The organism is Lachnoclostridium sp. An131 (genome assembly GCF_002160825.1).
Classification (GTDB): domain Bacteria; phylum Bacillota; class Clostridia; order Lachnospirales; family Lachnospiraceae; genus Laedolimicola.
In genome coordinates this window covers 23,456-47,421 of record NZ_NFLI01000004.1, presented here as the reverse complement: position 1 = coordinate 47,421, position 23,966 = coordinate 23,456, and the positions used below count along the sequence as shown (strand labels likewise).

Below are 23,966 nucleotides of genomic sequence, written 5' to 3'. Positions count from 1 at the left end.
TGGACCGGCGGCGGTCAGCGGACATTCTTAATGACGGTCAGCGAATCATTTTCGACAAACTCCTTTTCAGCAGAACGGCGGTTGTAATAGGTTCTCTTGTAGATATCCGGATCAGGCACAAGGAGAAATTCTGAGGGCGTACAGCCGGTGATCTCCTTAAAGACCCGGTTAAAGGTCCGGATATTGTTGAAGCCGCAGCTCAGGGCGATATCAGTAAACTTCTTTTCTGTATGGCGCAGCTCGTAGGCGGCCTGCTCTACACGCACCATATTGACGTAGGTCACAAAATTTGTGCCGGTCAGCTTCTTGAAGGTTTTGGAGAAATAGCTGGTACTGAAATTCATCCGTTCCGCCGCGTATTCCAGAGAAATGTTTTCGGCGTAATGAGTATCAATATAGGATACGAGATCCTGGAGCTTTGCAAGCATGCGGGACCGCCTGTCGTCCGGAAGGCGCCCGTCTGTCTCCGCGCGGGGATGGTTCCGCTTCAGAAGAGCCCAGAAGGTCTGAATCGAAGAGGAAACCACTTCCTGATAAAAGGGGCTTTTTTGGGAAAGCTCCCGGGAGACCGTATCGATCAGATCGTGAAGCCTTCCGTCCAGTCCGTAAGGTTTCAGCTCCTCCTTTGTGATCAGAGGACGAAGAAAGCCCGGGTTCTGAAAGAGCGGGCCTAAAATTGAGGTATCAAATATAATAAAATCCAGGGAATTGTCCATATCATAGGAATTGCTGTAGTGGATCACGCCGCTTTCACAGACCGCCAGATCTCCGGCGTGGGCCGTAAAGGCATGGTCGGTAATATTGAGCCGGCAGCTGCCTGAGCGCACATAGATCAGCTCAATTTCCTTGTGCCAGTGGGCCAGAAAGCTGATATTTTCGTATCTGGAGTGCCATACCATAAAATCGGAATCGTAGCTTCTGACTTCGTGAAAAGCTTTCATAATACTTCCAGTCTCCTTATCGTCCACACCTGGACGTAATCAATAAAAAAATATTTATAATATAGGAAAAGTATATCAATTAGCACAAAAAATGTCCATATAAGAATAGAAATTTACGTGCAAATTTTTGAATGATGTTATATAATAAGGACATCGAAGCAAGGAGTGGGATCCTGCGGTTCAGGGTTCCATTTCAAATCGGAAAAGATAATAAAGGAAATGGAGGGTATTGAAAGTGGCAAACAAAACACTTATCGGAGGGTATCCCGCAATCGGCATCCGTCCTGTTATCGACGGAAGGACCGGCCCCATGCAGCTGAGACAGGGGCTGGAGGATCAGATCATGGGAATGGCTCAGGCGGCAAAGAAGCTGTATGAGGAAAATCTCCGTTATTCTGACGGATCGAAGGTAAAGGTTGTGATTGCGGATGGAACCATCGGACGTGTTCCGGAGTCCGCAGCCTGCCAGGAGAAGTTCCAGAGAGAAGGCGTAGCGATTACACTGACTGTTACCGCCTGCTGGTGCTATGGCTCTGAGACCATGGATATGGACCCGATGACCATCAAGGGCGTATGGGGCTTCAACGCGACAGAGCGTCCGGGCGCCGTATATCTGGCGTCCGTTCTGGCTACCCACGCGCAGAAGGGACTTCCGGCCTTTGGCATCTATGGACATGAGGTTCAGGATAAGGACGATGTAGATAATATCACGGATGATGTAAAAGAGAAGCTGCTCCGCTTCGGCCGCGCTGCCATCGCCGCAGCCACCATGAGAGGAAAATCCTATCTGCAGATCGGCTCCATGTGTATGGGAATCGGCGGTTCCATCATGGATCAGGCATTTATGGAAGAGTACCTTGGAATGCGCGTAGAGTCCATCGACGAGGTAGAGATTCTCCGCCGTATGGAAGAGGGCATCTACGATCATGAGGAGGTCGAGAGAGCTCTTGCCTGGACAAAGGAGCACTGCAAGGAAGGCCGTGACGACAATCCGGACTTCGTGAAGTTCAACCGCGAGCAGAAGGACAAACAGTGGGAATTCACCATCAAGATGTACTGCATCATCAAGGATCTGATGAAGGGCAACAAGAACCTGCCCCCGCAGTTTGACGAGGAAATGCTGGGACACAACGCCATCGCCGGAGGATTCCAGGGACAGCGTCAGTGGACAGACCATTGGCCGAACTGCGATTATCCGGAAGCAGTTCTCAATTCCTCCTTCGATTTTGAAGGAAAGAAGGAGCCCATCGTACTGGCTACTGAGAACGACGTGCTGAACGGCCTTGGCATGCTGTTCATGAAGCTTCTGACCAACCGTGCTCAGATTTTCGCGGATGTGCGTACCTTCTGGTCACCGGAGTCCACCAAGCGTGTGACCGGCTATGATCTTGAGGGACATGCAAAAGAGAACGGCGGTATCATCCACCTGCTGAACTCCGGCGCAGCCTGCCTGGATGCCTGCGGCGAGTGCACAGACGAGGATGGCAACCACGTAATGAAGCAGTGGTGGGATGTCACCGATGAGGATATCAAGAAGATGACCGACGCAACCGTATGGTGCGAGGCAGGCTTCGACAACTTCCGCGGCGGCGGATTCTCCTCTCACTTCACGACCAGAGCCGAGATGCCTGTAACCATGATTCGCCTGAATCTGGTGAAAGGACTTGGACCTGTGATGCAGATCGCAGAGGGCTGGACTGTAAATCTGCCGGATGAGGTATCCGATACTCTGATGGAGCGCACAAATCCGACCTGGCCCTGCACCTGGTTCACACCGCGCTGCACAGGTGAGGGAGCGTTCAAGAGCGCTTACGACGTGATGAACAACTGGGGCGCAAACCATGGCGCGATCAGCTACGGGCACATCGGCGCAGACCTGATTACTCTGTGCTCCATGCTGAGAATTCCGGTTTGCATGCACAATGTACCGGAAGAGAAAATCTTCCGCCCGGCTGCATGGAATGCCTTTGGAATGGACAAAGAGGGACAGGACTACCGCGCATGCGCGGCTTACGGCCCGATGTACCGCAATATAAGATAAGAGCGGGAGTGTTACGATAAAGATAAAATGGCTGGAAAGCTGGACAAAAGAGGGTGTTCTCGGGAAAACATATCCCGGGGCGCCCTTTTTGTCTGAAATGAAAAATAGATTGGACTTCTGATTTTGGACATGCTACACTAATAACAAAGGAGGGAATGTCTATGCTCTATTCTAATAGCAGAAAGCTTTTACTGAGCGGCTGGTTACAGAAGCATGATGCGCCGGCGTATTGTTCTCCCTTGCGGTTGCAGAAATTTCTGTTTCTGTATGAGGCGTTTTCGAAAGTCGATAGCGGCAATGCGGATTTTTCGCGGCTTAAAGGATATAAGCGGGGACCGGTGTTCAGTCCTGTGTGGGGAGACTATACAAAAGACAGAAAAGAATTTGATGCCAGAGCCTTAGAAGCTTACAATCGGGAAAAAGCGAAAGTGAACGAAGTACGCGCAAAACGTTCCAGCTTTATAGTGAGTTCTCTTTCTGAAAACGAGCTTTCTGAACTGACGCATCAATTTAATATCTGGCAGGCTAAAAGTCTGCGGATTATGTCAGGCGAACAGCAGGTGGAGCTTTGCGAAAATGATTTTAATGAGTCGGACTCTCAAATTGTACGGATGTTAGAAAAGATGTATCCGGCAGACATGATTCAGAATTCGGAGATTATCAATGTCGGAGAGATTTATTTTGTTTTTTCAAAGAAGGATATAGAAAAGCTTACAGAACAGCATTTAGATATACTTTCCATGGTATCTGAGCAGGAGGAACTGCATAACCCCGTATATGTTGAGATTGATGAAGATGGGAGGCTGTGCGTTGATTAACCGGAGCGATGTTGTAAGAATTAAAATGCCGTTTCCTAATATCAGATCTGAGCTTGCAGTGAACTCCCATATGTATATATGTCATCAGGTCAATGGCGTTATAACGCATTTTGTAAAATGCCAGACATTGAAACCATATATGTTGTTTTCTGCGCCAATGAAACATTACTGGGATGAGCAGCCGGATATTACACGTAATCCGTTTAGATCAGCTACCCGTATTGATTGTGATAAAGAATTTATCACGGCTAATGTTCAATATGATGAACGATTGAAAACAACTGCGCGTCCAAATGTGTGCGATGAGGTTATGACGCATATCGACGAAGAGCTTTTATGTGATGGGTATATTTCAAATGAAATTGTGGAGGATGAATTATTATCTTTAAACAAGCTGATATATCGAATTTAATAGAAAATGATTTCTAAATACAGAATTTCATAACAGCAGAAAGAAGAAGCCCCCGGGAAGCAGCTGCTTCCCGGGGGCTTCTTCTTTCAGGAAATTTTCTTTCAGAAAAAGTTCTGATTGCAGGCCGGGGGTCTCTGAAATCCGGCCTACAGCGCCTCGATGATCTTTACGCCGGCGCTTGCCCCGAGGCGGCTTGCGCCCGCCTCGATCATGGCAAGCGCGTCTTCCAGCGTCCGGACGCCGCCGGACGCCTTCACGCCCATCTCCGGGCCTACTGTTTTCCTCATCAGCGCCACATCCTGGACAGTGGCTCCTCCGGTAGAAAAGCCGGTGGAGGTTTTTACAAAGTCCGCGCCGGTCTCTTTTGCGATCTCGCAGACGCGCACCTTTTCCTCGTCTGTCAGAAGGCAGGTTTCAATAATCACCTTCAGCTTTGCGTCTCCCTTTGCTGCATTTACGGCTGCGATATCATCCCGCACCAGCTCCCAGTCTCCGCTTTTTACTGCGCCTACGTTGATGACCATATCGATCTCTCCGGCGCCGGCGGCGACAGCTGCCTTTGCCTCCTCCGCTTTTACAGAAGAAAGGGTGGCCCCCAGCGGGAAACCGATGACGCTGCAGGCGGTCACGCCTGAGCCCTTAAGCTCTTCTGCGATAAAGGGAATCCAGCAGGGATTCACGCAGACGGAAGCGAAGTGATACTGCTTTGCCTCGTCGCAGACGGCCTTGATCTGAGAGCGGGAGGCTTCAGGCTTTAAGAGTGTGTGATCAATGTAAGAAGCAAGCTCCTCGCGGGTAAGTGTTGGTTTTGACATGGTAGGTTCCTCCTTGTTTTGTTTTAGAGTAAAACGATAACAAACAATTGAATATAACAATCATAACATGGGGAATATCGGGTGTCAACTTAGAAAATATAGACAAAAAAGACAAAAAACAAAAATAAATGATAAATATATATTGACAAAACGCACAACGTGATGTAAAGTAAAACACATAAAACGATAACAAATAGCAATAAAAAATAATAAACAATAAAATGCGCGGCAGACATGCGGCAAAAAGCAGAAAGGGGGAAGCAGGCCGGGAGTCTTCCCGGTTCAGCAATAAATCACTATTTATAAAAAGGAGGATTCAAATGAAAAGGGTAGTAGCAATGCTGATGACGTCGGTCATGATTCTGGGACTGGCTGCGTGCGGTTCCGGAGGCGGACAGACCACTGAGACGACAGAGCCGGCGGCGACGGAAGAGGCCGCAGAGGAAACGACAGAGACCACAGAAACCACGGAGACTGCGGATGCCGCAGCTGAAGCGGAGAGCACTGGAGACACCTATACGATAGGCGTGTTGTTTAAGACACTGTCCAGTCCCTACTGGCAGCTGATGCAGTCCGGCCTTGAAGAGCAGGTAGCACAGCTGGACAATGTGACCATCGAGATTTTCGGAGCTGAGTCCGAGGAGGATCTGACAGGCCAGCTGAACCTGATGGAGAACATGATTACCAGCGGCAAGTATGATGCGCTCTGCGTGGCTCCGATTACTCCGACCAACCTGATTTCCGGTGTCGTGATGGCGAACGAGGCAAATATCCCGGTCGTGAACATTGATGAGAAATTCGACATGGATGCTCTTGCGGAAGCAGGAGGCTATGTGGTTGGCTATGCGACCTCCGACAATGTAGCGGTAGGCGAGATGGCAGCGCAGGAAATTATGAATCAGTTCCCGGACGGAGCAGGTGTCTGCATCGTGGAAGGAATCGCGGGAGCGACGTCGGGAGAGCTTCGGCGTGACGGCTGCAGGGATGCGCTGGAGGCTGCGGAGGGCTACACAGTTCTGGACGTACAGCCGGGTGACTGGGACAGACAGACGGCGCTGGATGTAGCGACCAATATGATCAACAAATACGGTGATGAGCTGGACGCTATCTTCACAGCGAATGACACGATGGCAAAGGGCGTTCTGCAGGCTATGATCAATACAGGCAGAGAGGATATTTTCCTGGTATCCACTGACGCGGATACAGAGGTTCAGGAAGCTATCGCGGCAGGCCAGCTGATCGCAGTAGTTCAGGATCCGGGCGGAATCGCTTTCTCCTGTGTAGAGCAGGCTGTAGCAGCGCTGGAGAGCGGAAACTATGGCTCTGTAGACGAGCAGCCGGAGGATGTGCTGATCCCAGCTACCGTATATACGCAGGACAATATTTCCGAGCTTATGGGAACAGAGTAAAGAGAGCACAACGTACAGGAATGGGGGCGTCTCAGGCCGGCCTCTTAAGGCGGCAGAGGGGATGCCCCCTCTTAATCAGAAGGACATAGAGGTGGAATATGGAAACATTGGTGGAAATGAAAGATATCCGGAAAGAGTTTCCGGGAGTCGTCGCCCTCGATCAGGTCTCTTTTGATGTGAAGGCAGGGGAGGTACATCTCCTTCTGGGGGAAAACGGCGCAGGAAAGTCCACTCTGATGAAGATATTAAGCGGCATCTATACGCCCACAGCCGGGACGATTGTCATGGGAGGCCAGGAATACCCGGCGCTGACCCCGAAAAAATCAAAGGAGCTCGGCATCAGCATCATTTACCAGGAGCTGAGCGTCGTAAACGAGCTGTCTATTGCAGAAAATATGTTTGTGGGAAAGCTTCCCACAAAAAAGCTGCTTTCGTTTCTGCCTGTCGTAGACAAGGCGGCATATATGAAGCAGGCTGAGGAGGCAGCCAGGCGGGTGGGCCTCAAAAAGCCTGTCAATACGCTGGTCGGAGATCTGTCCATATCAGAGAAGCAGATGGTAGAGATTGCGAAGGCGCTCGTGGAAAATTCGAAGCTGCTTGTGATGGATGAGCCTACGTCTTCCCTGACGGAGGAGGAGACAAAAAATCTGCAGAACATCATACGGGAGCTGAAGGCGGAGGGAATCGGAATCGTATACATCTCCCACAAAATGAAGGAATTAAGAGAGATTGGCGACAGAGTTACCATATTAAAGGACGGAAAAACAGTAGCCACAAAGGAAATGTCTGAAATCCATTCGGAGCAGGAGATCATTTCCATGATGGTAGGAAGAGAGCTTCAGAGCACCTTTTTCGGGAAGGAAGAGGTCGTATATAAGCCGGAAAATATCATTTTCCGGGCGGAAGATATCAGAAGAAAAGATAAGAAGACACAGGGGGTATCCTTTGAACTGTATAAAGGCGAGGTTCTCGGAGTCGCGGGACTGGTAGGCGCAGGAAGAACCGAGCTGATGAACGCAATCTTTGCGGGAGAATCCTATGAGAGCGGCAGGATCTGGCTGGATGGAAAGGAAGTAAGGATCGGAACGCCCTACACCTCGATAAAAAACGGGATTGCGATGATTACGGAGAACAGAAGGGAGACGGGAATCTTTCCCAACTTTGGAATTAAGGAAAATCTGGTGCTGGTGAACCGGCTCCTGAAATCAGGATGGGGCGGTTTCCGCGGAATGATACACGACAGGCAGGACCAAAGAATAGCGGAGCAGGAACGGGAGAAAATGCAGATCAAATGCTCGTCCCTCTCTCAGCTTATCACAGAGCTGTCCGGAGGCAACCAGCAGAAGGTGATTGTAGGCAAATGGCTGGCGGCCGATGCCAGGCTGCTGATTTTTGACGAGCCCACAAAGGGAATCGACATCGGGACCAAGACAGAGATGTACAAAATCATGAGAAGTCTGGCGGAGCAGGGAGTCGGGGTCATCATGATCTCTTCAGAAATGCCGGAGCTTCTGGGAATCTGCGACCGGATCATGGTGATGAATCAGGGACAGAAAAAGGGAATCCTTGATAAATCAGAAGTGACGGAAGAGCTGATTCTTCAGACAGCGACAATGTAAAGGAGTAAGGAGCTATGAAAGCAAGGAGTTTTAAAAGCTACTGGGAAAAATTCGGTACGCTGGCGATCTTTATCGTAATGTGGGGTGTGTTTGCGGTTCTTGCCCCGGGATCATTTGCTACTGCAGGCAATTTCGTTCAGATTATCACTCAGAGCGCGACGATCATGCTGCTGGCCTGTGGTGAGTTCTTTGCGATTCTGCTGGGAGGAATCGACCTGTCCATTGGTTCTGTAGCAGCTTTTACAGGAATGATTACCGCAAAGCTGATGGTGGAGGGAGGAATGAATCCGTTTCTGGCTGTCCTTTTGGGAGCAGTCCTCGGCGGAGCCCTCTGCGGCTTCATCAACGGAACGCTGATCAATCTGACCGGCGTCCACCCCTTTATCATCACCCTGGGCACGCAGTCTGTGTTCCGGGCCCTGACCCTGATCATTTCCAACGCCCAGGCAACCTTTGGAATGCCGAAGGCTTTCACGCAGATTTTCGGAGGCCTGTGGAATGGAATCCCGATGGCGGTGGTCATTGCCCTGGTGGTGGCGCTGCTGTGCTGGTTCGTCACCTCGAAGCTGACCTTTGGAAGAAACCTGTATGTGATGGGAGGCAACCGGGATGCTGCCTGGTTCTCAGGAATCAATGTAAAGCAGCATCTTTTGATGGTACATACGATTTCGGGCCTGTGCGCCGGTATCTGCGGAGCTGTAATGGCGGCAAGGCTGGGGGCTGCGGAGCCCAATACAGCGACAGGAGCGGAGACGGAGGCCATAGCGGCAGCCATCATCGGAGGCACGAGCTTCTTCGGAGGCAAGGGAAAGGTGCCTAATGTGATTGTAGGAGCCCTGATTCTGGGACTGATCAGCAACGGGCTGAATATGTGCAGTGTGCCGACCTTCTATCAGAACCTGGCTACCGGGCTTCTTCTGATTGCGGCGGTAAGCCTTGATCAGGCAGTATCACGGAAAAAATAAGCAAATGGAGGACTGGAAGGATGAAACAGAAATTTGCCCCTTCTCTGATGGCAATGGATTTGATGAATGTGCAGGAGCAGATAGAAGGGCTGAATCCTTATGCGTATTACTATCATGTGGATGTGATTGACTGGCACTATGCGCGGAATATGTGCCTGTCGCCCCAGTTTATCGGGCAGCTCAGGAAAATTACAGAGACGCCGCTGGACGTCCATCTGATGGTTCAGGATCTGGGGATGGAGATCGTAGAGGCTGTCTGTGACGCGGGCGCTGATATCATCTCGCTGCCCTTGGAGGAGATGGGACGCAATGTATTTAAGTATATTTCCTACATAAAGGGACGGGGAAAGAAATTTGGCGTGGTTCTCGGACCGGAGGCTCCCCTTTCTGCCCTGCAGTATTACCTGAAGGAGGTAGATCTTCTGACCTTTATGGGCGTCACGCCGGGATTTGCCAAGCAAAGCCTGATAGAGCCTGTGCTGGATAAGATCCGGGAGGCGCATGCTCTCAGGGAAAGAATGGGGTACACCTTCGAGACGCAGATCGACGGCGGCTGTCACAGGGCCACGATGAAAAAGGTAAGCGAGACAGGGGTGGATATCATTATCATGGGCGCGACCTGTCTGTTCAGCCAGGATCATGATATGGGCGTGGCCTGGAAGAAGATGCTTGCCGACTATGAGGAATGGATACATGAATAAGGAACGGGAAAACAGAGCCGGCAGCAGGACTGGCGGCATAGCGGTTGGAATTGATATCGGCGGGACAAATTTCCGGATCGGTGCGGTGAGCCGGGATGGACAGGTGGATCATTTTGAGAAGATCTCAAGCCAGGTGCTCTGCGGCCCCGGGGAGGCTGTGGAGCTTCTGGAGGAACAGATCCGCAGCTTTCTGGAACGCCACAGCCTGGAGGACCGTACCCTGGCAGTGGGGATCGGCTTTCCGTCTCCCGTGGACGCAGCGAAGGAGGTCGTGTATAACTGTCCGAATCTGCAAAATGAAAACGGCGGCTTCGACGGAAGAAATGTTGTGCGTTTTCTGGAGGACCGTCTGAAGCTTCCTGTATTTATCAATAAGGATGCAAACAATCTTCTGCAGTATGAGATCGCGGTTCACGGGTGGAAGGGAAAAGGGATCACCATAGGCATCTACTATGGAACGGGAATCGGAAACAGCGTATATCTGGAAGACCATTTCCTGGGCGGAAAGCATGGAACAGCCTGTGATCTCGGCCATATCCCGTTTTACTTAAGCGACCGGTACTGCACCTGCGGAAACAGAGGATGTGCGGAGTGCTACGCATCCGGCCATGTGCTGAGAGATATCTGGCAGGAAAACTGGCCGGGGGAGGAGTTCCCGCTGATTTTCAAAAACCACAGCAGCGACCGGCCGGTGCAGGAGTTTTTGGAGGCCATGGCGATCCCGATGGCCTCGGAAATCAATATCTTCGATCCTGACCGGGTTGTAGTGGGCGGCGGTGTCATAGAGATGGAGGGCTTTCCGGAGGAAGCCTTCTGGGATTACGTGTATGAATTTACAAGAAAGCCCTGCCCGGGCAGAGACTTTGACGTTGTGCATGCCAGCCGGGAGCCTGGAGCGGGCACGGCGGGTTCCGCCTTTTATGCCTTTGAACAGCTGGAAAAGATTGAAAAATGAGGAGAGAATCATGACTGAAAAAGAGATGAAACTGAAGACCGGTTCCGCCAGGATCCGGCTCGAGACTCTGAAAATGCTGAAATGGAGAGGCTATGGACATTTGGGAGGGGCCATGTCCATCGTGGAGCTTCTGTCTGTGCTCTACAATGAGGTGCTGAAATACGATCCGAAAAATCCGGACTGGCCGGAGCGGGACTATGTGGTGCTGTCCAAAGGCCACAGCGGCCCTTCCCTCTATGCAGCCTTGGCGCTCCATGGATTTTTCGATAAGGAATGGCTTTATACGCTGAATGAGGGCGGTACGAGGCTGCCTTCCCATCCGGACCGCCTGAAGACGCCGGGCGTGGATGCGACGACCGGCTCCCTTGGACAGGGAACCTCGGTAGCGGCGGGCCTTGGCATGGCGCTGCGGCTGGAAAAGCTGGAGAACGCGGCGGAGCCTGAAAGCAGCGCAGCGGCACATGAGAATGAGAGCGGCGCGAAAGACGCGCAGCTTCCCGATTCCGGACAGAGGGTTTACCTCATCGTCGGGGACGGCGAGCTGAACGAGGGCCAGTGTTGGGAGGCCTTCCAGTTTATGGCTCATCAGAGGCTGAATGAGGTCATTGTGATCATAGATTACAATAAACGGCAGCTGGACGGAAGGCTGGAGGATATCATCACCCCCTTTGACCTGAAGAAAAAGATGGAGAGCTTTGGCTTCCGGGTTCTGCAGGCAGATGGAAAAGAGGAGAGCTCCATTCTGGATGCTCTTACCCAGGCAAAGAAGGTAAAGGATTCTGCGGTCTGCGTGCTTCTTGACACGGTGAAGGCACAGGGGGTTCCCTGCTACGAGGATAAGGATGACTGCCACGCGCCGAAATTCGACGAAAAGGCGAAGCAGGCACTGGATGAGGTGATAGAAGAGCTGGAAAAATTCGTAGAAGAAGGAGGCGGACAGAATGTGGAGTCTTGCAGATAAGGACGGAAGCACAGAGATGCGGAAGGTGTTTGTGGAAACCCTGGACGAGCTGATGAAGGAGGACGGCCGGGTGATTGCCCTGGAGGCGGATCTGGGCGGAGCTTCCGGCTTTTCCAAGCTGAAAAACAGCCATCCGTCCCAGTTTATCAACGTGGGAATTGCGGAGGCAAATATGATGGGGATCGCGGCTGGCCTGTCCATGCGGGGGCGTGTTCCGTTTGTCCATACCTTTGCGCCCTTTGCGGTGCGGCGGGCCTGCGATCAGATATTCCTGGAGGGCGCCTATGCCGGAAATACCATCAATATTTACGGCTCTGATCCGGGCGCCTGCGCCGCCCAGAACGGCGGGACCCATACGACGCTGGAGGATATCGCGATTATGAGAGCGATTCCCACGGTTGAGGTGTATGATCCGGCGGACGGCGTGCAGCTTCGCTGGCTGATTCGGGAGCTTGCGGGCAGAAAGGGAGTGCACTATATCCGGGCGGCCAGAAAGGGCATGCCGGATATCTATGCAGAGGGATCCAGCTTTGAGACAGGCAGGGGCTGTGTGCTGAGGGAAGGAAAGGACGTCCTGCTTGTCGCTGCCGGCCTGGGACTGAAGCTCGCGCTGGAGGCAGCAGAGCAGCTGAGAGCGGAAGGGATCGATGCGGGAGTGATCGATATGTTTACGATAGCGCCGCTGGATACAGAGCTTTTGAAAGCGCAGATCCCCGGGAAAAAGCTGGTGGTTACTGTAGAGAACCACGGAATCACAAACGGACTGGGAAGCGCAGTGGCGGAAGTTATAGCCGGGGAAGGCTATGGTGTAAGGCTTAGCAGGATCGGAAGCAGAAATCAGTTTGGCCAGGTGGGAAGCCAGGAATACCTGATGAAGGCCTATGGGCTGACGGTGGAAAACATTCTGGACACGGTCAAACGGCACTTGTAACGGTTTGGAAATCATGATATTATTTTTTTGAGTAAGTGCTCCCAGCCGGCAGGGCAGACTTGCCGGCTGGGAGCCTTTTTTAGGATAACAGGGGCGGGAGAAGGATATGGCGGAGAAACAGGCGCAGACACAGCTTTTTGCAGAAGAAAGAAAACAGGAAATCATGAAGATGCTGAGAATGCAGACGAAGATCGTTGTTCCGGAGCTCTGCGATTATTTCGGCGTATCAGCGTCTACGATCCGAAACGATCTCCGGCAGCTGGAGAAGGAAAAGCAGCTGACCAGAACCCATGGCGGAGCGATCATTTCGACCAAGACAGGGCTGGAATACTTCCCTGAGAATAAGGTCCGGATGACAGAGCAGAAGCGGGCTATCGCGGCAGAAGCCCTGAACCGTATCGAGGACGGCGACCGCATCGCGATTATGACGGGCAGCACCTCCTTCGAGCTGCTTCAGCTCCTCACGGAAAAGAAAGAGCTGATGGTGATTCTGGACGATATCTCCTTTGCCGTCTGGCTGGAGCAGAATACAGACTTTGATATCTGGATCCTCGGCGGCCAGCTCCGCACCAAATATCACTACACCACCTCGCCGTTCCATGACGAATTTCTTGATATGGTAAATATTGATAAAATTTTTATCACCTGTACGGGGATTACGGCAGAGAAAGGCATCACGACGCCGGATTTGGAGACGGCTCTGCGCATCCGCGATGTCATCAAGGCCTCCAACGAAAAGATTGTTATCTGCGACAGCAGCAAGGTAGGCCGGGTAGCCTTCGCGCAGACCATGAACCTGCAGGACGTAGACGAGCTGATCACAGACGAGGGGATTGAGCAGGAGGACCTGGAAGCCTTCCGCAACCTGACGAGCGTCACGACAGTGCCGGTGGAGGAATGAGGGGAAGAGTGTTCTGGAAAAGAATGAGAGAGCATGTCCCGGCAGGCGAAAGGACGACAGGTGAAAGGATGAGACAGGGGCATCCCGAAAGCAGTGAGGCAAAAGGGTATGGAAGGGAGCAGGCATCATGGATATCACAAAACTCTTAACTCAGGTAAAAAATAATGAAATCACGATAGAACAGGCTGAGGAACAGCTGAAGAACCTTCCTTATGAGGATCTGGGCTTTGCCAAGCTCGACCATCACCGCAAGGTCCGCCAGGGCTTTGAGGAGGTAGTTTACTGCCAGGGGAAGGCGACAGAGCATCTGGTGAAAATCTACCAGACGCTGACGGCGGAAGGAATCGATGTGCTTGGAACCCGCGCGACCCGGGAACAGTACGAAGCCGTGAAGGAAGCGGTTCCGGAAGCGGTGTGGGATGACATTTCACGGATTCTGAAAGTGGAGAAACGGGAAAAGGAGCATATCGGCCGTATCGTAGTCTGCACCGGCGGCACGGCCGACGTGCCTGTGGCAGAGGAGGCGGCCCAGGTGGCAGAATTTTTCGGCACAAACGTGGTCCGGCTGTTTGACGTGGGGGTGGCTGGAATCCACAGGCTTCTTTCCAATATGGATACCTTCCACGGAGCAAACTGCGTGATTGCTGTGGCCGGCATGGAAGGTGCTCTGGCCGGAGTAGTGGCAGGGCTGGTGGATGTGCCTGTCATTGCGGTTCCCACCTCTGTGGGCTATGGAGCCAGCTTCGGAGGCCTCTCGGCCCTTCTGACCATGCTGAATTCCTGCGCGAACGGAATTACCACCGTAAATATTGACAATGGTTATGGAGCCGCGTATGTAGCGACGCAGATTAATCGGTTGGCCTGCGGGCGGAGAAGTTGACTGCGAATAAAATGAGAGCTGGGGACAGGAGCCAAAGATCAGAATTGGGAACAGGAACTGAGAATAGGAACCAAGGATAAGAATTGAGAATATGAACTAAAGACAGAATTTTGAGACAGGAGTTATAGCAGAGAGGGCAGGCGCGGATGCGCCTGCCCTCTTTGGGTTCTGAAATTCTGTTGTTTAGCTGTTTTTGCGTTTTATAAAAGCGGTAGTTTGTGTTTCGGGCCCCGCCTCTTGCTTCAGCTTCCAAGGCTCAGGTCCCTTTCCTTCGCGGAAGCCTGTTTTGCCATTATAAATGAGTTGAAGAGCAGTGGTGTGATTTCTGACGAGGTCTGTCACACGATTTCTATATCATCATCATGAAGCATGAAAATGGCCATAGCAAAGACGATGCCATAGTAGTCCTTCGGAATCATATCTGACAGAATGCGGATTTTCTTCGTCCGCCTGAGCATATGGCTCATCTCGATAACTTTCCGTCCATCCAGATAAATCTCGAAATTCCGCTGTTCAGTTTGAACCAGGATAAGCTCTCCCTGAGGAATCTGGAACCGGAGCTTTTCCGGCATCGGTGGACGGACCAGGGATTTCTGGATTCTGCTCCCTTCTGCATCCTCTCTGTATTCCAGGGAAGCGGAGAAGGATTCGCCGCTGTCTTTTGTGACGATCAGCGTTTCCTGTTCCTGATGGACACAAGCCGTCAGTTTCTTTCCGGCGTCTGAGATTTCCAGCCGTTTTCCACCGTGGAACCTTCTTTGAATCTGCGCGAGAAGCTGTGTGCCAGGTTCAGCACAAAGCTCAAACCGATTTAAATGAGATTTTACTGTGATTTCCATACATGCTGCAGCTGTATCTGCGCCGCCGGGTGTTTTTCTTGTCCCTGTCGAAATCATATCGTCTGACATTTTCTTCACCCCCTGATGAGAGATACAGCAGCGTTCATGATGCCAGCCAGAAGCATGACCCAGATAGGATTCATTTTAAATTTCCGGAGTAGCAGAATACAGACTGCAAAGATAATGACCAGTGTCCAGTTGGTTTCAGCAAGCACAGCATGTGTCTCGCTGCCCCAGAAGGCTGTGACGAGAATCGAGATTCCAGCCGATGCAATCATGGCTACGACTGCAGGCCTCAGAGAATTCAGGACGCTCTGCAGGGCGTTTACGTTCTGGTATTTCAGGTACAGGCCTGCAATCAGTGTTACCAGGATGCAGGAGGGCAGTATGCATCCAATAGTCGCCACCAGAGCTCCCGGAAGTCCTGCGATCTTGATCCCCACAAAGGTTGCAGAATTGATGGCGATAGGGCCGGGCGTCATCTGGGAAATCGTGATCAGATCTGTAAATTCGCTCATGCTGAGCCAGCCATGCGCAGTTACTACCTGGCTCTGAATCAGAGGCATGGCTGCGTAGCCTCCGCCAAAGCTGAACAGGCCGATTTGGAGAAAGCTTAAAAACAGCTGCAGATAAATCATGTTTCTCCCCTCTTTCTGATGTGAATGCAGGTTCTCGCGATTCCGAGCAGAATGCATGCAAGCACAATATAGACTACATTGACCTGAAATACGCAGGCTGCGATAAACGAAACGCTCATAATTAAAATGGAAACGGCGCTTTTGCTCTGCACGACGCCTGCGCCCATCTCATAGACGACAGCTGCTATGACAGCGCCGACGCCAGCCTGCATTCCCTCCAGGATCTCGCTGATGATTACATTACTGCGGAAAGCGGCATAGAACACTGAGATCAGAGAAATAATGACGAAAGGCGGAATAATTGTGGCAATGATGGCCGTAAGGGCACCAAGGAGCCCGGCCAGCTTATAACCGACCACGATCGCCCCGTTTACCGCGATCGCGCCCGGAGCGGACTGGGCGATTGCAACCAGATCCAGCATTTCATTTTCTTCAATCCAGTGGTATTCATCTACAAATTTCTTCTTCAGCAGGGTCACAATCACGTATCCGCCGCCAAAGGTAAAGGCGCTCAGGTACAGCGTGGAAATGAACAGCTTTGACAAGACCTGTTTTCTGTTTTTCATCTTCAGTCTCCTCCTCTGGTTTTAAGTATATCCAGTCTTGATCCATATGTAAAATAGTATTATCCTATTAAATGGATAAGTATTTTTCTATGAATGCGGTGAAAGAGCTGGAGAAGTATTATGGAGTCCGTTTGTTTGGATGGAATGACAGGAGTGTTTGGAAAATTGTTACGTCTCTTTATGTGAGAAATTGTACGCGACTGAGGGTTCTTTTCATGACCTGACAGTGTGTGGTGCTCTGTCGTGGAACAAGTGCTTCTTTCATATAAATTGGCGCTTTTTTCATGATTTGAGATGAGCGGTGGGAGGACTTGCGCCAGGAGCGTTGTGCTGGAGAAACTCAACTCGATATCCAGATTTCTACGAGAGAAAAGAAATGCCAGGTGCGTAATCCAGCATCCGAGACGCCTGTTTCGAAATTCAAAAGCTGACCGTGTATCTGATTCTGGAGAGCTAGGCCTGGGTATTCCGGTTATTGTAAACGGTGCATCGGAAGGCTTGGGGGCAGCTGGCCTTTCCATATCTTTTCTTTGGAGTGGGAAGGATGTCTAAGAGGGGAGAAAGGTCTGAATACCTTTCCATGAGTTTAAGCTCCTCAAACGAGAACGGAGCAGTGCCTATCATAAAGAACAAGTATCTGACAGGCGGCATGAAGACGATTATACACCTGCGCAGAAATTGGGCAAAATATTTTATACAGCCAGAACAGCGGAATTGGGCGAGGTATTTCAGGATGAAAGAGGATTCCGGGAAGCGGATTTCTGCAGAATATTTTTCTACGCATTGGTTTGGATTTCAGGAGGAATAAGAAATATGAGTGATAAAAATACTTTATATCTGGAATGTCGTTCCGGTATCAGCGGCGACATGACTGTGGCGGCGCTTCTTGATCTCGGCGCGACCGAGGAAAATCTGCGCCGGACGCTTGCGAAGCTTCCGGTGGATGGATATGAAATCAAGGTGCAGCGGCTTCGGAAGAACGGGCTGGACGTCTGTGATTTTGATGTAATTCTGGAGGATGAGGCAGATCATAAGCATTTGCAGGAAAAAATGAACGGACATGTACAGGTGGAGCATGGTCATATACACGGCCATGTAGATGGTAGTAATATGCATGTACATGAGCATGAGAAGCATCATGAGCATATACATGAGCACAGAGAGGGGCGTGAATGTGAGCATGATCATGGGGGGGCTCATACCCATGCCCATGTACATCGTACCTGGAAGGATATCGAACAGCTTCTGGAGACGGCAGATCTGAAGCCCCGTGTACTGGAGCTCTCCAGGCAAATGTTCCGCACAGTAGCGGAGGCGGAGGGCAAGGCTCATGGATGCCCGCCGGAGCAGGTGCATTTCCACGAGGTGGGCGCTGTGGATTCCATCGTGGATATCGTGGGAACTGCAGCCTGCCTCGAAGAGCTGGGTGTGGAGAAGGTGCTGGTCTCCGACCTTTGGGAGGGCAGCGGGCACGTGCACTGCCAGCACGGAGTGCTGCCCGTGCCCGTGCCCGCAGTGCTGGAGATTGCGGCGGCGCACGGGCTCACCCTGCGGCAGACGGAGCAGCAGGGTGAGATGGTGACGCCGACCGGCGCGGCGATAGCCGCGCTGTCCGAAGGCCGGCAGCCTTCACGCTTCCGCGTGAAGAGGGCCGGCCTGGGGGCCGGAAAGAAGGAGTTTCCAAAGGCGAATATTCTGCGGGCTATGCTGATAGAAGAGGAGCCGGAGGGAGAGCTGTGGCTGCTGGAGAGCAATATCGACGACTGCCCGGGCGAGGCCATGGGCTATGCGATGGACTGCCTTCTGGAGGCCGGAGCCAGGGATGTTTTCTTCACACCCATTTTTATGAAGAAAAACCGACCGGCCTATAAACTGTCTGTACTCTGCGATGAGGAACATATCCGGGAAATGGATGAAATTTTGTTCCGGGAGACGACGACGATTGGTGTGCGGCGCTGCCGTGTGGAGCGGGATGTGCTGCCGCGGCGGTTTGCCGAGGTGCAGACAGAACTTGGAGCGGCGAAGGTTAAGATTTGCGCGTTGCCAGATGGGAAAGAGGTCTTTTATCCGGAATATGAGAGTGTGAAGGAACTGGCACGAAAGAGCGGGAAGAGCTACCGGGAGGTGTACCGGGTAGTGAAGGAAGAGGCGGAGAATGATATGCAGTATAGGTAGTAAAGGGGGGAGAAGAGGAAAAGACAGAACTCTTGTTCATTGCGACATAATATGATAGAATACTAGCATCAGTGATAGGAGTATTGCTCTGTTGTACACTGATAATGCATAACCAGCTTATAAATTCATAGCTATGCTGGTAAGCACAGTCAATGGAGAAAGCCGGTTTGATACAATGTGCCAGTCACAGCAGGAGTGTCTGGGATGTTTAATCGACAGAGTCTGAGAGGAACAAAAGGGCAGGTAAGATGTTCAAAATACTGCTGGAGGTGGATGTCTCTGTCAATCGGGGTATCACAGAAAATTACCTGAAATGCAAACCGGAATCGTTGAAAGAGAGGGCATATAGATGATGCAAGTAAATGATTCTGACGATACCCTGGTGTCAGAAGAATTCAGCCCTTATATAGGGGATGGATACAAGGCAGCCTATGCAGAGTTATTGACACGGATAAGCAATGCATTGGCAATCAATCGGGATGAATTGATTCAAAATGAGATTGATAGGGTGAGGGAGGCTCATCAGGAGACAAATACGGCAGATTGGGATACGGACACATTAAAGTATCTTGCTGTATTGCACGTTCTGATGGATTTGTCAAAGCAGGGCTGGCTGTTTCAGGTAAACGGAGTTAGTCTTGTTCTACAAATGGATAATGGAGAGACGGATGATAAATCACGGATTCGTTACAGACTGAGCGCTGAAAGAAATGCTCAATTTAAGGTAAAAAGTGTACAAGGCTTTATTCGTTCGCTGGAGAAGGTCAGAAATTATAAGGGAAAGAGCATATCAATAAAGGATTTGATTGGCGATCCGGAAATTCTGAAGGAGAAAATTCTTGATCGGAAGCAGGTCTGTGATCCATATATACAGCTGGTAACTAATGAACGTGATGAATTTACTGGATATAAGCTGTCGGATGTCTGGCGCTATTTTAGGTATACCTGGTCAATACCGTATAAGACAATGCCAGGAAGAAATCTGTTTTATCTGGTCAGAGACAGACTGCAGCCAGCACACCCGGTGATTGGCATTTTTGCATTGGGAAACTCTGTTTTGAACCTGGCTGTTCGTGATGATGATATTGGATGGACTGTGGATTCAATTAAAAGACAGCTGATGCAGAAAAGAGATACCTCTTACTGTGATCAGATTGTGAAAAGGACAGAGGGTAGGACTGTAAAGGTTAAAATAGATAAAGCTGCTGAGTCAGAAAAGGAGCACAACGAAAGAGCCCGCTCCTTTGCGGATAGAATCTATCCCCTTCTTCTTAACAATCTTGATAAGGCAATTGACGATATTTATATAAAGGATTTGAATTGTGAGCAGGAAATAGAGCATCCAGATGCTGAGTTTATAGCAGAGCTGACAGCTTTGGCAGAGGACCTGAGCAGGAAAGCTCTTAATAATAAGAACGGCAGACACAATCCGGACTGGGAGAGAGAAGCTAAGACAACCCTATTTAAAAGGAAACGAGCTGCAGAATTAGCAAAATTATTATCCGCTAAAAGAGTTTTTCAGGAGGCTTGCGGAGAAGGCAGCCTGGAAAGATTGATGGCACTGCTTTCAACAGAGGAGGGAAGAAGAGCCGTCAATACAGCTCTGATTGCCAACAGAAAATACAAAATTGGTTCCAATATGATGGAAATTATTGTATGTGGGGCTATTCCACCATACAATGAGCTTCTGGGAGGAAAGCTTATAAGTATTCTTGCATGCAGCCCTGTTGTGATACGAGACTGTACAAAAAAATATGAAAGGCAGGTCAGTGAAATTGCTTCTCGAATGAAGGGTGAGGAGGTAATTCGTGACAGCAGGCTGGCCTTTCTGGGAACCACGAGTCTTTATTCTGCAGGAAGCAGTCAATACAATCGAATTAAGGTCCCGCTTCTGAGCGGTGGTACACTGGAATATCGCAAAATGGGAATAACAGAAGGCTATGGGACAGTATATTTCTCCTCAGAAACTACACTCCTTTTCTCAGCTGTTTTAGAGAGGATGGATGGAGGAAAAAAAATAAATCATGTTTTTGGTGAGGGGACAAGCCCGAGGTTCAGGCTTATAAGCAGAGGATTACGTTCAATCGGAATAAAAGCAGAGGCATTTCTGCGTCATTATTCTCCGAGGATTGTTTATTCCATCGATCTGGCGAAAAATACAAAGGAATTTCTGATGGGGCTGACTGAGGAGCTTGATTATGGATTTGATTTAAATGATGATGAACAAATCGCCCGGCATACGCAATATCTGATAGACTTTTGGTATCACCGTTGGCTGGAAAAGCGATTGACGACAGTGGATATTGTGGGACGGTTGGAACATTTTCGTGTAGAAGACCTTCTTCTCTCAAGCCTGCTTTAAGGAGGTGGCGGGACATGAGTAACCTGGATTTTATCCGTAAGCTTTACAGGGGAAAAAACTGCTATTCGGATCATATGTCCGCTGAGGAGCTACAGCTTCTTCATATTCATTCAAACGTTGAGGAAATTGTAGTTTCTCTACTGATGCAGGGCAGGATTATTTTTCTGACTGGAAATCCGGGAGATGGGAAAACCTTTCTAATAAGAATGCTTGCAGACAGGCTTTCGCAGCTAGATGCCTATGTGCAGATGGATATGAATGAAATCGAGAACTCTGCTGGTGTAGCGGAGGAGCTGGTGAAATGCTACGAGGAAGGAAGAGCGGCAGTAGTGGCTGTCAACGAATACCCTTTTTTGCATCTTCAAAGGCAGATCAGGCAGCTGGCGCCTGAAATGTATGAGGAAATTTCTTCAGTAAAGCAGCATTCTATTGTGTATGACATACCACATAGAGATATCAAAAAAATTGCAGTGATTGATCTGAATGAAAGAAATCTGCTTGACAGGGATCATACACTGGCTGAACAGATTATTTTAAGGCTTTGCGAGCTTCTCAGGGAGGATACTTATAAAAGTCGGCAGCTGGAGTACAATATTACTGCGTTATCTGAGCCGCAGATTAGAAGACAGCTTGTTGCGTTGATTGATTTGGCCTCTATGAGCTTTGAACATTTTTCGGTGCGCGATATATTTGGAGCGATTGCATTTGCATTAACAGCCTGTGAGACGGAGGAATTCAGTGGACTGCTGTATTATGATGCCATATTCGCAGGGACAAATGCACTTCTTCAGGCAATTCAGCTGTATGATCCCATCTATCTTTCCAATCCGTCTATTGATGAGGCTCTGTGGAATGGTGATATCAGGCAGGGATGGTGCATGGGATGTCCGGAACGCTGGCCTGCTTCACCAGAGCTCGACGAGGCGGTGGATGAGGCGTCGGAGCTGTTTAAATCTATAAAGAGAAAATATTACTTTGAGAATTTAAAGGGTGCAGAGCTTCAGAGGCTGCAGCCATCAGAAATAGAAAAATGTATAGATATGTTTGTTAAGCTTGATACGAGGAGAAAGGCTATCAAGGAAAGAATTGTTCACTCCCTTAATAAGCTTTTTCTGTCATCCTCGGAGGATAGAAAGCAGCTCCGTATTTGGACTACTCATCGATATGATCTCAGTATTGAGGCCTCTACAGCTGTTTCCAGCCAGTATATTGACACGAGTGAGCTTGATATTCAGATGCCCAGGCCGGCTGACTGGCTGAAGGGGCTGGAGTATACTCCCAGACATTTGGTTTTAAAGCCTAAAGGGAAGGAGGCCCCTTGTCTGGTAATGGATGTGGATTTCCTCAGAACTCTTAATGCTGTTGAGGAAGGATATCCTGTGAATTTGCTGGCACCCAGGTACACACAAACGGCAGCCCTGTTTTTACAGCAGCTGTGTGAAAGCGGGCAGACAGAGGAAAATGAGGATGGCGAAATTATAATTGCGAGCCGGAAAAGGGGATTTAAGCGTTCTCTGTATATCAGAGATTTTAAATACGGCTTTGAGGAGGATGAGTGATGGCAAAAAGAGATACATTAAAGCAGCTTGCCGACTCCGTCTGCCGGGAGTATCTGGAATTTATTCCAACCTCAAATTCACTAAAGCCTTCTCATATTGCGAATGCTCTATTTCGCCAATGCATGGGAGAGACCTGCTGTACAAAGGATATTCATGAATGGGTGGTTAGTGAGCGAAGAAAGGACGCGGTATCGTCAGCTGATATTATAGATCGATATCAGGCGATTCTCTGGAATGGTGCGGAGGAGAATCCGGAAAATATAAAACAGATACGTTTCCTGATGGAGGAAATTTTTAACCAGGACAACACCGTATATCCTAATTATCGGCTTTCTGTATTTAGCATCAGCTCTCATTGGCTTATAAAGCCGGGTGTCAAGTCAGAGCTTAATATTGGAGAGTTTTTGTTCAAAATACTGGCGAAGAGGATAGGTGGACGGAGATCTCCGGCTATTGAGCTGATTCAATCGGCTCTGAGCAGAGATGATGATGATCTCACAAAAATTTTGAAGCCGATTATTACCTATCCATCAGGTGAGGAAAAGAGAACGCTGATGGGAGTCTGCTATCCGGAGGAGAACGAGATTAAATGGGATTCCTGTAAACAGACTATCAGGAATGGCTTTGACAGACTGGCTGAGAACATGATACGGATGGGAGCTAAGGGTAATGCACTTCTGATCCTGGAACGAATGATATGCTTTTCAGGCTTTGCGGTTTTTCTTTATTTGGCAGACTGCTGCAGTGCTCTTTATGGAGGCCCTCGTGTCCCTATTCTTCTAGATGCGGGTACAGAGCTGGAGTCGATCAAGAAAGCGAGCGAGCAGTGCTATACAGCAGCAAAGAAAGCCGTGGAGGATTATTTTGTCAGGGTGTTTGAGGAGCAAATCAGACCTGAAATTTCCAGAAACAGCAAAGCCTCCTGCGAGAGGTGGATTGAAGAAATGATGTTTTCCAGCGAGGAGCGGGAAACGAGTATCAGGCCTGCGATAGAAAGCTATTTTGAAAGCTTTTGCGCTGACGGGGAAAAGCCAGTTTATGCCTTAGCTCATGCCATTCAAATTGCGGCCTATACCTTTGAATATAGATATAATTCTCCCTCTGACTTTTGCCGGGTGCTGGGTGTACGCTGTGGAATTGTCGGGCCGAAGGGAAGCAGGGCAAGAATTAAAAGATATTTGATTAACAGCTTCGCGCTTGAGACTATAGCTTTAAGTATTCTCTCAGAAGATGAGCTTAATGGGATAGAGCTCAAGGAGCTTGGGAGCAAGGCTGTATCTACATATAACATTCTGCTTGGAACAAATGCGGATACAGAATACAAAATTTTAGAGGATGCCAATATTGCGCAGAATACGCCGGGGGATTTGCGGGGCGATCTGACAGTAAACGCGCAGGCCTTTGCAGAAAGCTTCACATCTCTGGGGCTGGCAAGGAGCTATGCTGACGGAGTTACACTGGTAGGATGGAGGCTGTGA

General features: G+C 49.9%; 21 protein-coding genes. 16 read left to right on the top strand and 5 right to left on the bottom strand.

Features of this window, described 5'->3' with window-relative positions; all coding sequences use genetic code 11:
- Positions 1-14 precede the first annotated feature (14 nt).
- Complete coding sequence (locus B5E77_RS04065) at positions 15-941, bottom strand: AraC family transcriptional regulator (RefSeq protein ID WP_087164111.1); 927 nt, start codon at positions 939-941, stop codon at positions 15-17.
- 235 nt (positions 942-1,176) lie between these two features.
- Here B5E77_RS04065 and B5E77_RS04060 point away from each other — a divergent pair, with 235 nt between their 5' ends.
- From B5E77_RS04060 to B5E77_RS04050, 3 genes are all read left to right on the top strand, one after another.
- Entirely contained in the window at positions 1,177-2,982 is a 1,806-nt protein-coding gene (locus B5E77_RS04060; protein WP_087164254.1) for an L-fucose isomerase, read from the top strand.
- Between the two features lie 161 nt (positions 2,983-3,143).
- Positions 3,144-3,800, top strand: a complete 657-nt coding sequence (locus B5E77_RS04055; RefSeq protein ID WP_087164110.1) for a hypothetical protein — start codon at positions 3,144-3,146, stop codon at positions 3,798-3,800.
- Complete coding sequence (locus B5E77_RS04050; protein WP_143468574.1) at positions 3,793-4,212, top strand: hypothetical protein; 420 nt, start codon at positions 3,793-3,795, stop codon at positions 4,210-4,212. Before B5E77_RS04055 ends, B5E77_RS04050 begins: the two co-directional genes overlap by 8 nt.
- A 146-nt stretch (positions 4,213-4,358) precedes the next feature.
- Here B5E77_RS04050 and deoC read toward each other — a convergent pair whose 3' ends face one another.
- Positions 4,359-5,027 carry a deoxyribose-phosphate aldolase gene (gene deoC, locus B5E77_RS04045; protein WP_087164108.1) on the bottom strand — a complete coding sequence of 223 codons (669 nt, stop codon included), beginning with the start codon at positions 5,025-5,027 and terminating at the stop codon, positions 4,359-4,361.
- Positions 5,028-5,347: 320 nt separating this feature from the next.
- Here deoC and B5E77_RS04040 point away from each other — a divergent pair, with 320 nt between their 5' ends.
- The 9 genes from B5E77_RS04040 to larB all read left to right on the top strand — a co-directional run bounded on the left by B5E77_RS04040 (position 5,348) and on the right by larB (position 14,349).
- Positions 5,348-6,436, top strand: a complete 1,089-nt coding sequence (locus tag B5E77_RS04040) for a substrate-binding domain-containing protein (RefSeq protein ID WP_242963600.1) — start codon at positions 5,348-5,350, stop codon at positions 6,434-6,436.
- Between the two features lie 98 nt (positions 6,437-6,534).
- Positions 6,535-8,055 (top strand): sugar ABC transporter ATP-binding protein, encoded by a 1,521-nt coding sequence (locus tag B5E77_RS04035; protein WP_087164107.1) that lies wholly within the window; start codon positions 6,535-6,537, stop codon positions 8,053-8,055.
- Between the two features lie 14 nt (positions 8,056-8,069).
- Positions 8,070-9,020, top strand: coding sequence for an ABC transporter permease subunit (locus tag B5E77_RS04030; RefSeq protein WP_087164106.1), 951 nt, complete (start codon positions 8,070-8,072; stop codon positions 9,018-9,020).
- A 20-nt stretch (positions 9,021-9,040) separates the two neighbouring features.
- Positions 9,041-9,721 (top strand): hypothetical protein, encoded by a 681-nt coding sequence (locus B5E77_RS04025; protein ID WP_087164105.1) that lies wholly within the window; start codon positions 9,041-9,043, stop codon positions 9,719-9,721.
- Positions 9,714-10,676, top strand: coding sequence for an allose kinase (alsK, locus tag B5E77_RS04020; RefSeq protein ID WP_162609636.1), 963 nt, complete (start codon positions 9,714-9,716; stop codon positions 10,674-10,676). Before B5E77_RS04025 ends, alsK begins: the two co-directional genes overlap by 8 nt.
- Positions 10,677-10,686: 10 nt before the next feature.
- The gene (locus tag B5E77_RS04015) at positions 10,687-11,637 is read left to right on the top strand and encodes a transketolase (RefSeq protein WP_087164103.1); all 951 of its coding nucleotides are present in this window, start codon (positions 10,687-10,689) and stop codon (positions 11,635-11,637) included.
- Positions 11,618-12,568 carry a transketolase family protein gene (locus tag B5E77_RS04010; protein ID WP_087164102.1) on the top strand — a complete coding sequence of 317 codons (951 nt, stop codon included), beginning with the start codon at positions 11,618-11,620 and terminating at the stop codon, positions 12,566-12,568. Before B5E77_RS04015 ends, B5E77_RS04010 begins: the two co-directional genes overlap by 20 nt.
- A gap of 106 nt (positions 12,569-12,674) precedes the next feature.
- The gene (locus B5E77_RS04005) at positions 12,675-13,469 is read left to right on the top strand and encodes a DeoR/GlpR family DNA-binding transcription regulator (RefSeq protein WP_087164101.1); all 795 of its coding nucleotides are present in this window, start codon (positions 12,675-12,677) and stop codon (positions 13,467-13,469) included.
- A gap of 127 nt (positions 13,470-13,596) precedes the next feature.
- Positions 13,597-14,349 (top strand): nickel pincer cofactor biosynthesis protein LarB, encoded by a 753-nt coding sequence (larB, locus tag B5E77_RS04000; RefSeq protein WP_087164100.1) that lies wholly within the window; start codon positions 13,597-13,599, stop codon positions 14,347-14,349.
- Positions 14,350-14,687: 338 nt separating this feature from the next.
- Here the strand turns inward: larB and B5E77_RS03995 are convergent, their stop codons facing one another.
- The 3 genes from B5E77_RS03995 to B5E77_RS03985 are packed head-to-tail and all read right to left on the bottom strand — an operon-like array spanning position 14,688 to position 16,392.
- Positions 14,688-15,257, bottom strand: a complete 570-nt coding sequence (locus tag B5E77_RS03995) for a hypothetical protein (protein ID WP_087164099.1) — start codon at positions 15,255-15,257, stop codon at positions 14,688-14,690.
- 5 nt (positions 15,258-15,262) lie between these two features.
- A complete protein-coding gene (locus B5E77_RS03990; RefSeq protein WP_087164098.1) occupies positions 15,263-15,826 on the bottom strand; it encodes a chromate transporter in 564 nt (187 codons plus the stop codon).
- The gene (locus tag B5E77_RS03985; protein ID WP_087164097.1) at positions 15,823-16,392 is read right to left on the bottom strand and encodes a chromate transporter; all 570 of its coding nucleotides are present in this window, start codon (positions 16,390-16,392) and stop codon (positions 15,823-15,825) included. The genes B5E77_RS03990 and B5E77_RS03985 overlap by 4 nt, the downstream gene beginning before the upstream one ends.
- An 813-nt stretch (positions 16,393-17,205) precedes the next feature.
- Between B5E77_RS03985 and larC the strand changes: the two genes are divergently transcribed.
- The 4 genes from larC to B5E77_RS03960 all read left to right on the top strand — a co-directional run bounded on the left by larC (position 17,206) and on the right by B5E77_RS03960 (position 23,966).
- Positions 17,206-18,567, top strand: coding sequence for a nickel pincer cofactor biosynthesis protein LarC (larC, locus tag B5E77_RS03975; protein ID WP_087164095.1), 1,362 nt, complete (start codon positions 17,206-17,208; stop codon positions 18,565-18,567).
- A 349-nt stretch (positions 18,568-18,916) separates the two neighbouring features.
- On the top strand, positions 18,917-20,929 hold the full coding sequence (locus tag B5E77_RS03970) for a Druantia anti-phage system protein DruA (protein ID WP_087164094.1): 2,013 nt from the start codon (positions 18,917-18,919) through the stop codon (positions 20,927-20,929).
- Between the two features lie 14 nt (positions 20,930-20,943).
- On the top strand, positions 20,944-22,488 hold the full coding sequence (locus B5E77_RS03965) for an ATP-binding protein (RefSeq protein ID WP_087164093.1): 1,545 nt from the start codon (positions 20,944-20,946) through the stop codon (positions 22,486-22,488).
- A complete protein-coding gene (locus tag B5E77_RS03960; protein WP_087164092.1) occupies positions 22,488-23,966 on the top strand; it encodes a hypothetical protein in 1,479 nt (492 codons plus the stop codon). Before B5E77_RS03965 ends, B5E77_RS03960 begins: the two co-directional genes overlap by 1 nt.

Excerpts from the sequence above, each read along its gene's own strand:
- B5E77_RS04010 (WP_087164102.1), top strand. The coding sequence starts at position 11,618 with ATGTGGAGTCTTGCAGATAAGGACGGAAGCACAGAGATGCGGAAGGTG.
- B5E77_RS04015 (WP_087164103.1), top strand. The coding sequence starts at position 10,687 with ATGACTGAAAAAGAGATGAAACTGAAGACCGGTTCCGCCAGGATCCGG.
- B5E77_RS03985 (WP_087164097.1), bottom strand. The coding sequence starts at position 16,392 with ATGAAAAACAGAAAACAGGTCTTGTCAAAGCTGTTCATTTCCACGCTG.
- larB (WP_087164100.1), top strand. The coding sequence starts at position 13,597 with ATGGATATCACAAAACTCTTAACTCAGGTAAAAAATAATGAAATCACG.
- B5E77_RS04025 (WP_087164105.1), top strand. The coding sequence starts at position 9,041 with ATGAAACAGAAATTTGCCCCTTCTCTGATGGCAATGGATTTGATGAAT.
- B5E77_RS03960 (WP_087164092.1), top strand. The coding sequence starts at position 22,488 with ATGGCAAAAAGAGATACATTAAAGCAGCTTGCCGACTCCGTCTGCCGG.
- B5E77_RS04030 (WP_087164106.1), top strand. The coding sequence starts at position 8,070 with ATGAAAGCAAGGAGTTTTAAAAGCTACTGGGAAAAATTCGGTACGCTG.
- larC (WP_087164095.1), top strand. The coding sequence starts at position 17,206 with ATGAGTGATAAAAATACTTTATATCTGGAATGTCGTTCCGGTATCAGC.
- B5E77_RS03990 (WP_087164098.1), bottom strand. The coding sequence starts at position 15,826 with ATGATTTATCTGCAGCTGTTTTTAAGCTTTCTCCAAATCGGCCTGTTC.
- B5E77_RS04065 (WP_087164111.1), bottom strand. The coding sequence starts at position 941 with ATGAAAGCTTTTCACGAAGTCAGAAGCTACGATTCCGATTTTATGGTA.
- B5E77_RS04040 (WP_242963600.1), top strand. The coding sequence starts at position 5,348 with ATGAAAAGGGTAGTAGCAATGCTGATGACGTCGGTCATGATTCTGGGA.
- deoC (WP_087164108.1), bottom strand. The coding sequence starts at position 5,027 with ATGTCAAAACCAACACTTACCCGCGAGGAGCTTGCTTCTTACATTGAT.
- B5E77_RS03970 (WP_087164094.1), top strand. The coding sequence starts at position 18,917 with ATGATGCAAGTAAATGATTCTGACGATACCCTGGTGTCAGAAGAATTC.
- B5E77_RS04055 (WP_087164110.1), top strand. The coding sequence starts at position 3,144 with ATGCTCTATTCTAATAGCAGAAAGCTTTTACTGAGCGGCTGGTTACAG.
- alsK (WP_162609636.1), top strand. The coding sequence starts at position 9,714 with ATGAATAAGGAACGGGAAAACAGAGCCGGCAGCAGGACTGGCGGCATA.
- B5E77_RS04005 (WP_087164101.1), top strand. The coding sequence starts at position 12,675 with ATGGCGGAGAAACAGGCGCAGACACAGCTTTTTGCAGAAGAAAGAAAA.
- B5E77_RS03995 (WP_087164099.1), bottom strand. The coding sequence starts at position 15,257 with ATGTCAGACGATATGATTTCGACAGGGACAAGAAAAACACCCGGCGGC.
- B5E77_RS04035 (WP_087164107.1), top strand. The coding sequence starts at position 6,535 with ATGGAAACATTGGTGGAAATGAAAGATATCCGGAAAGAGTTTCCGGGA.
- B5E77_RS03965 (WP_087164093.1), top strand. The coding sequence starts at position 20,944 with ATGAGTAACCTGGATTTTATCCGTAAGCTTTACAGGGGAAAAAACTGC.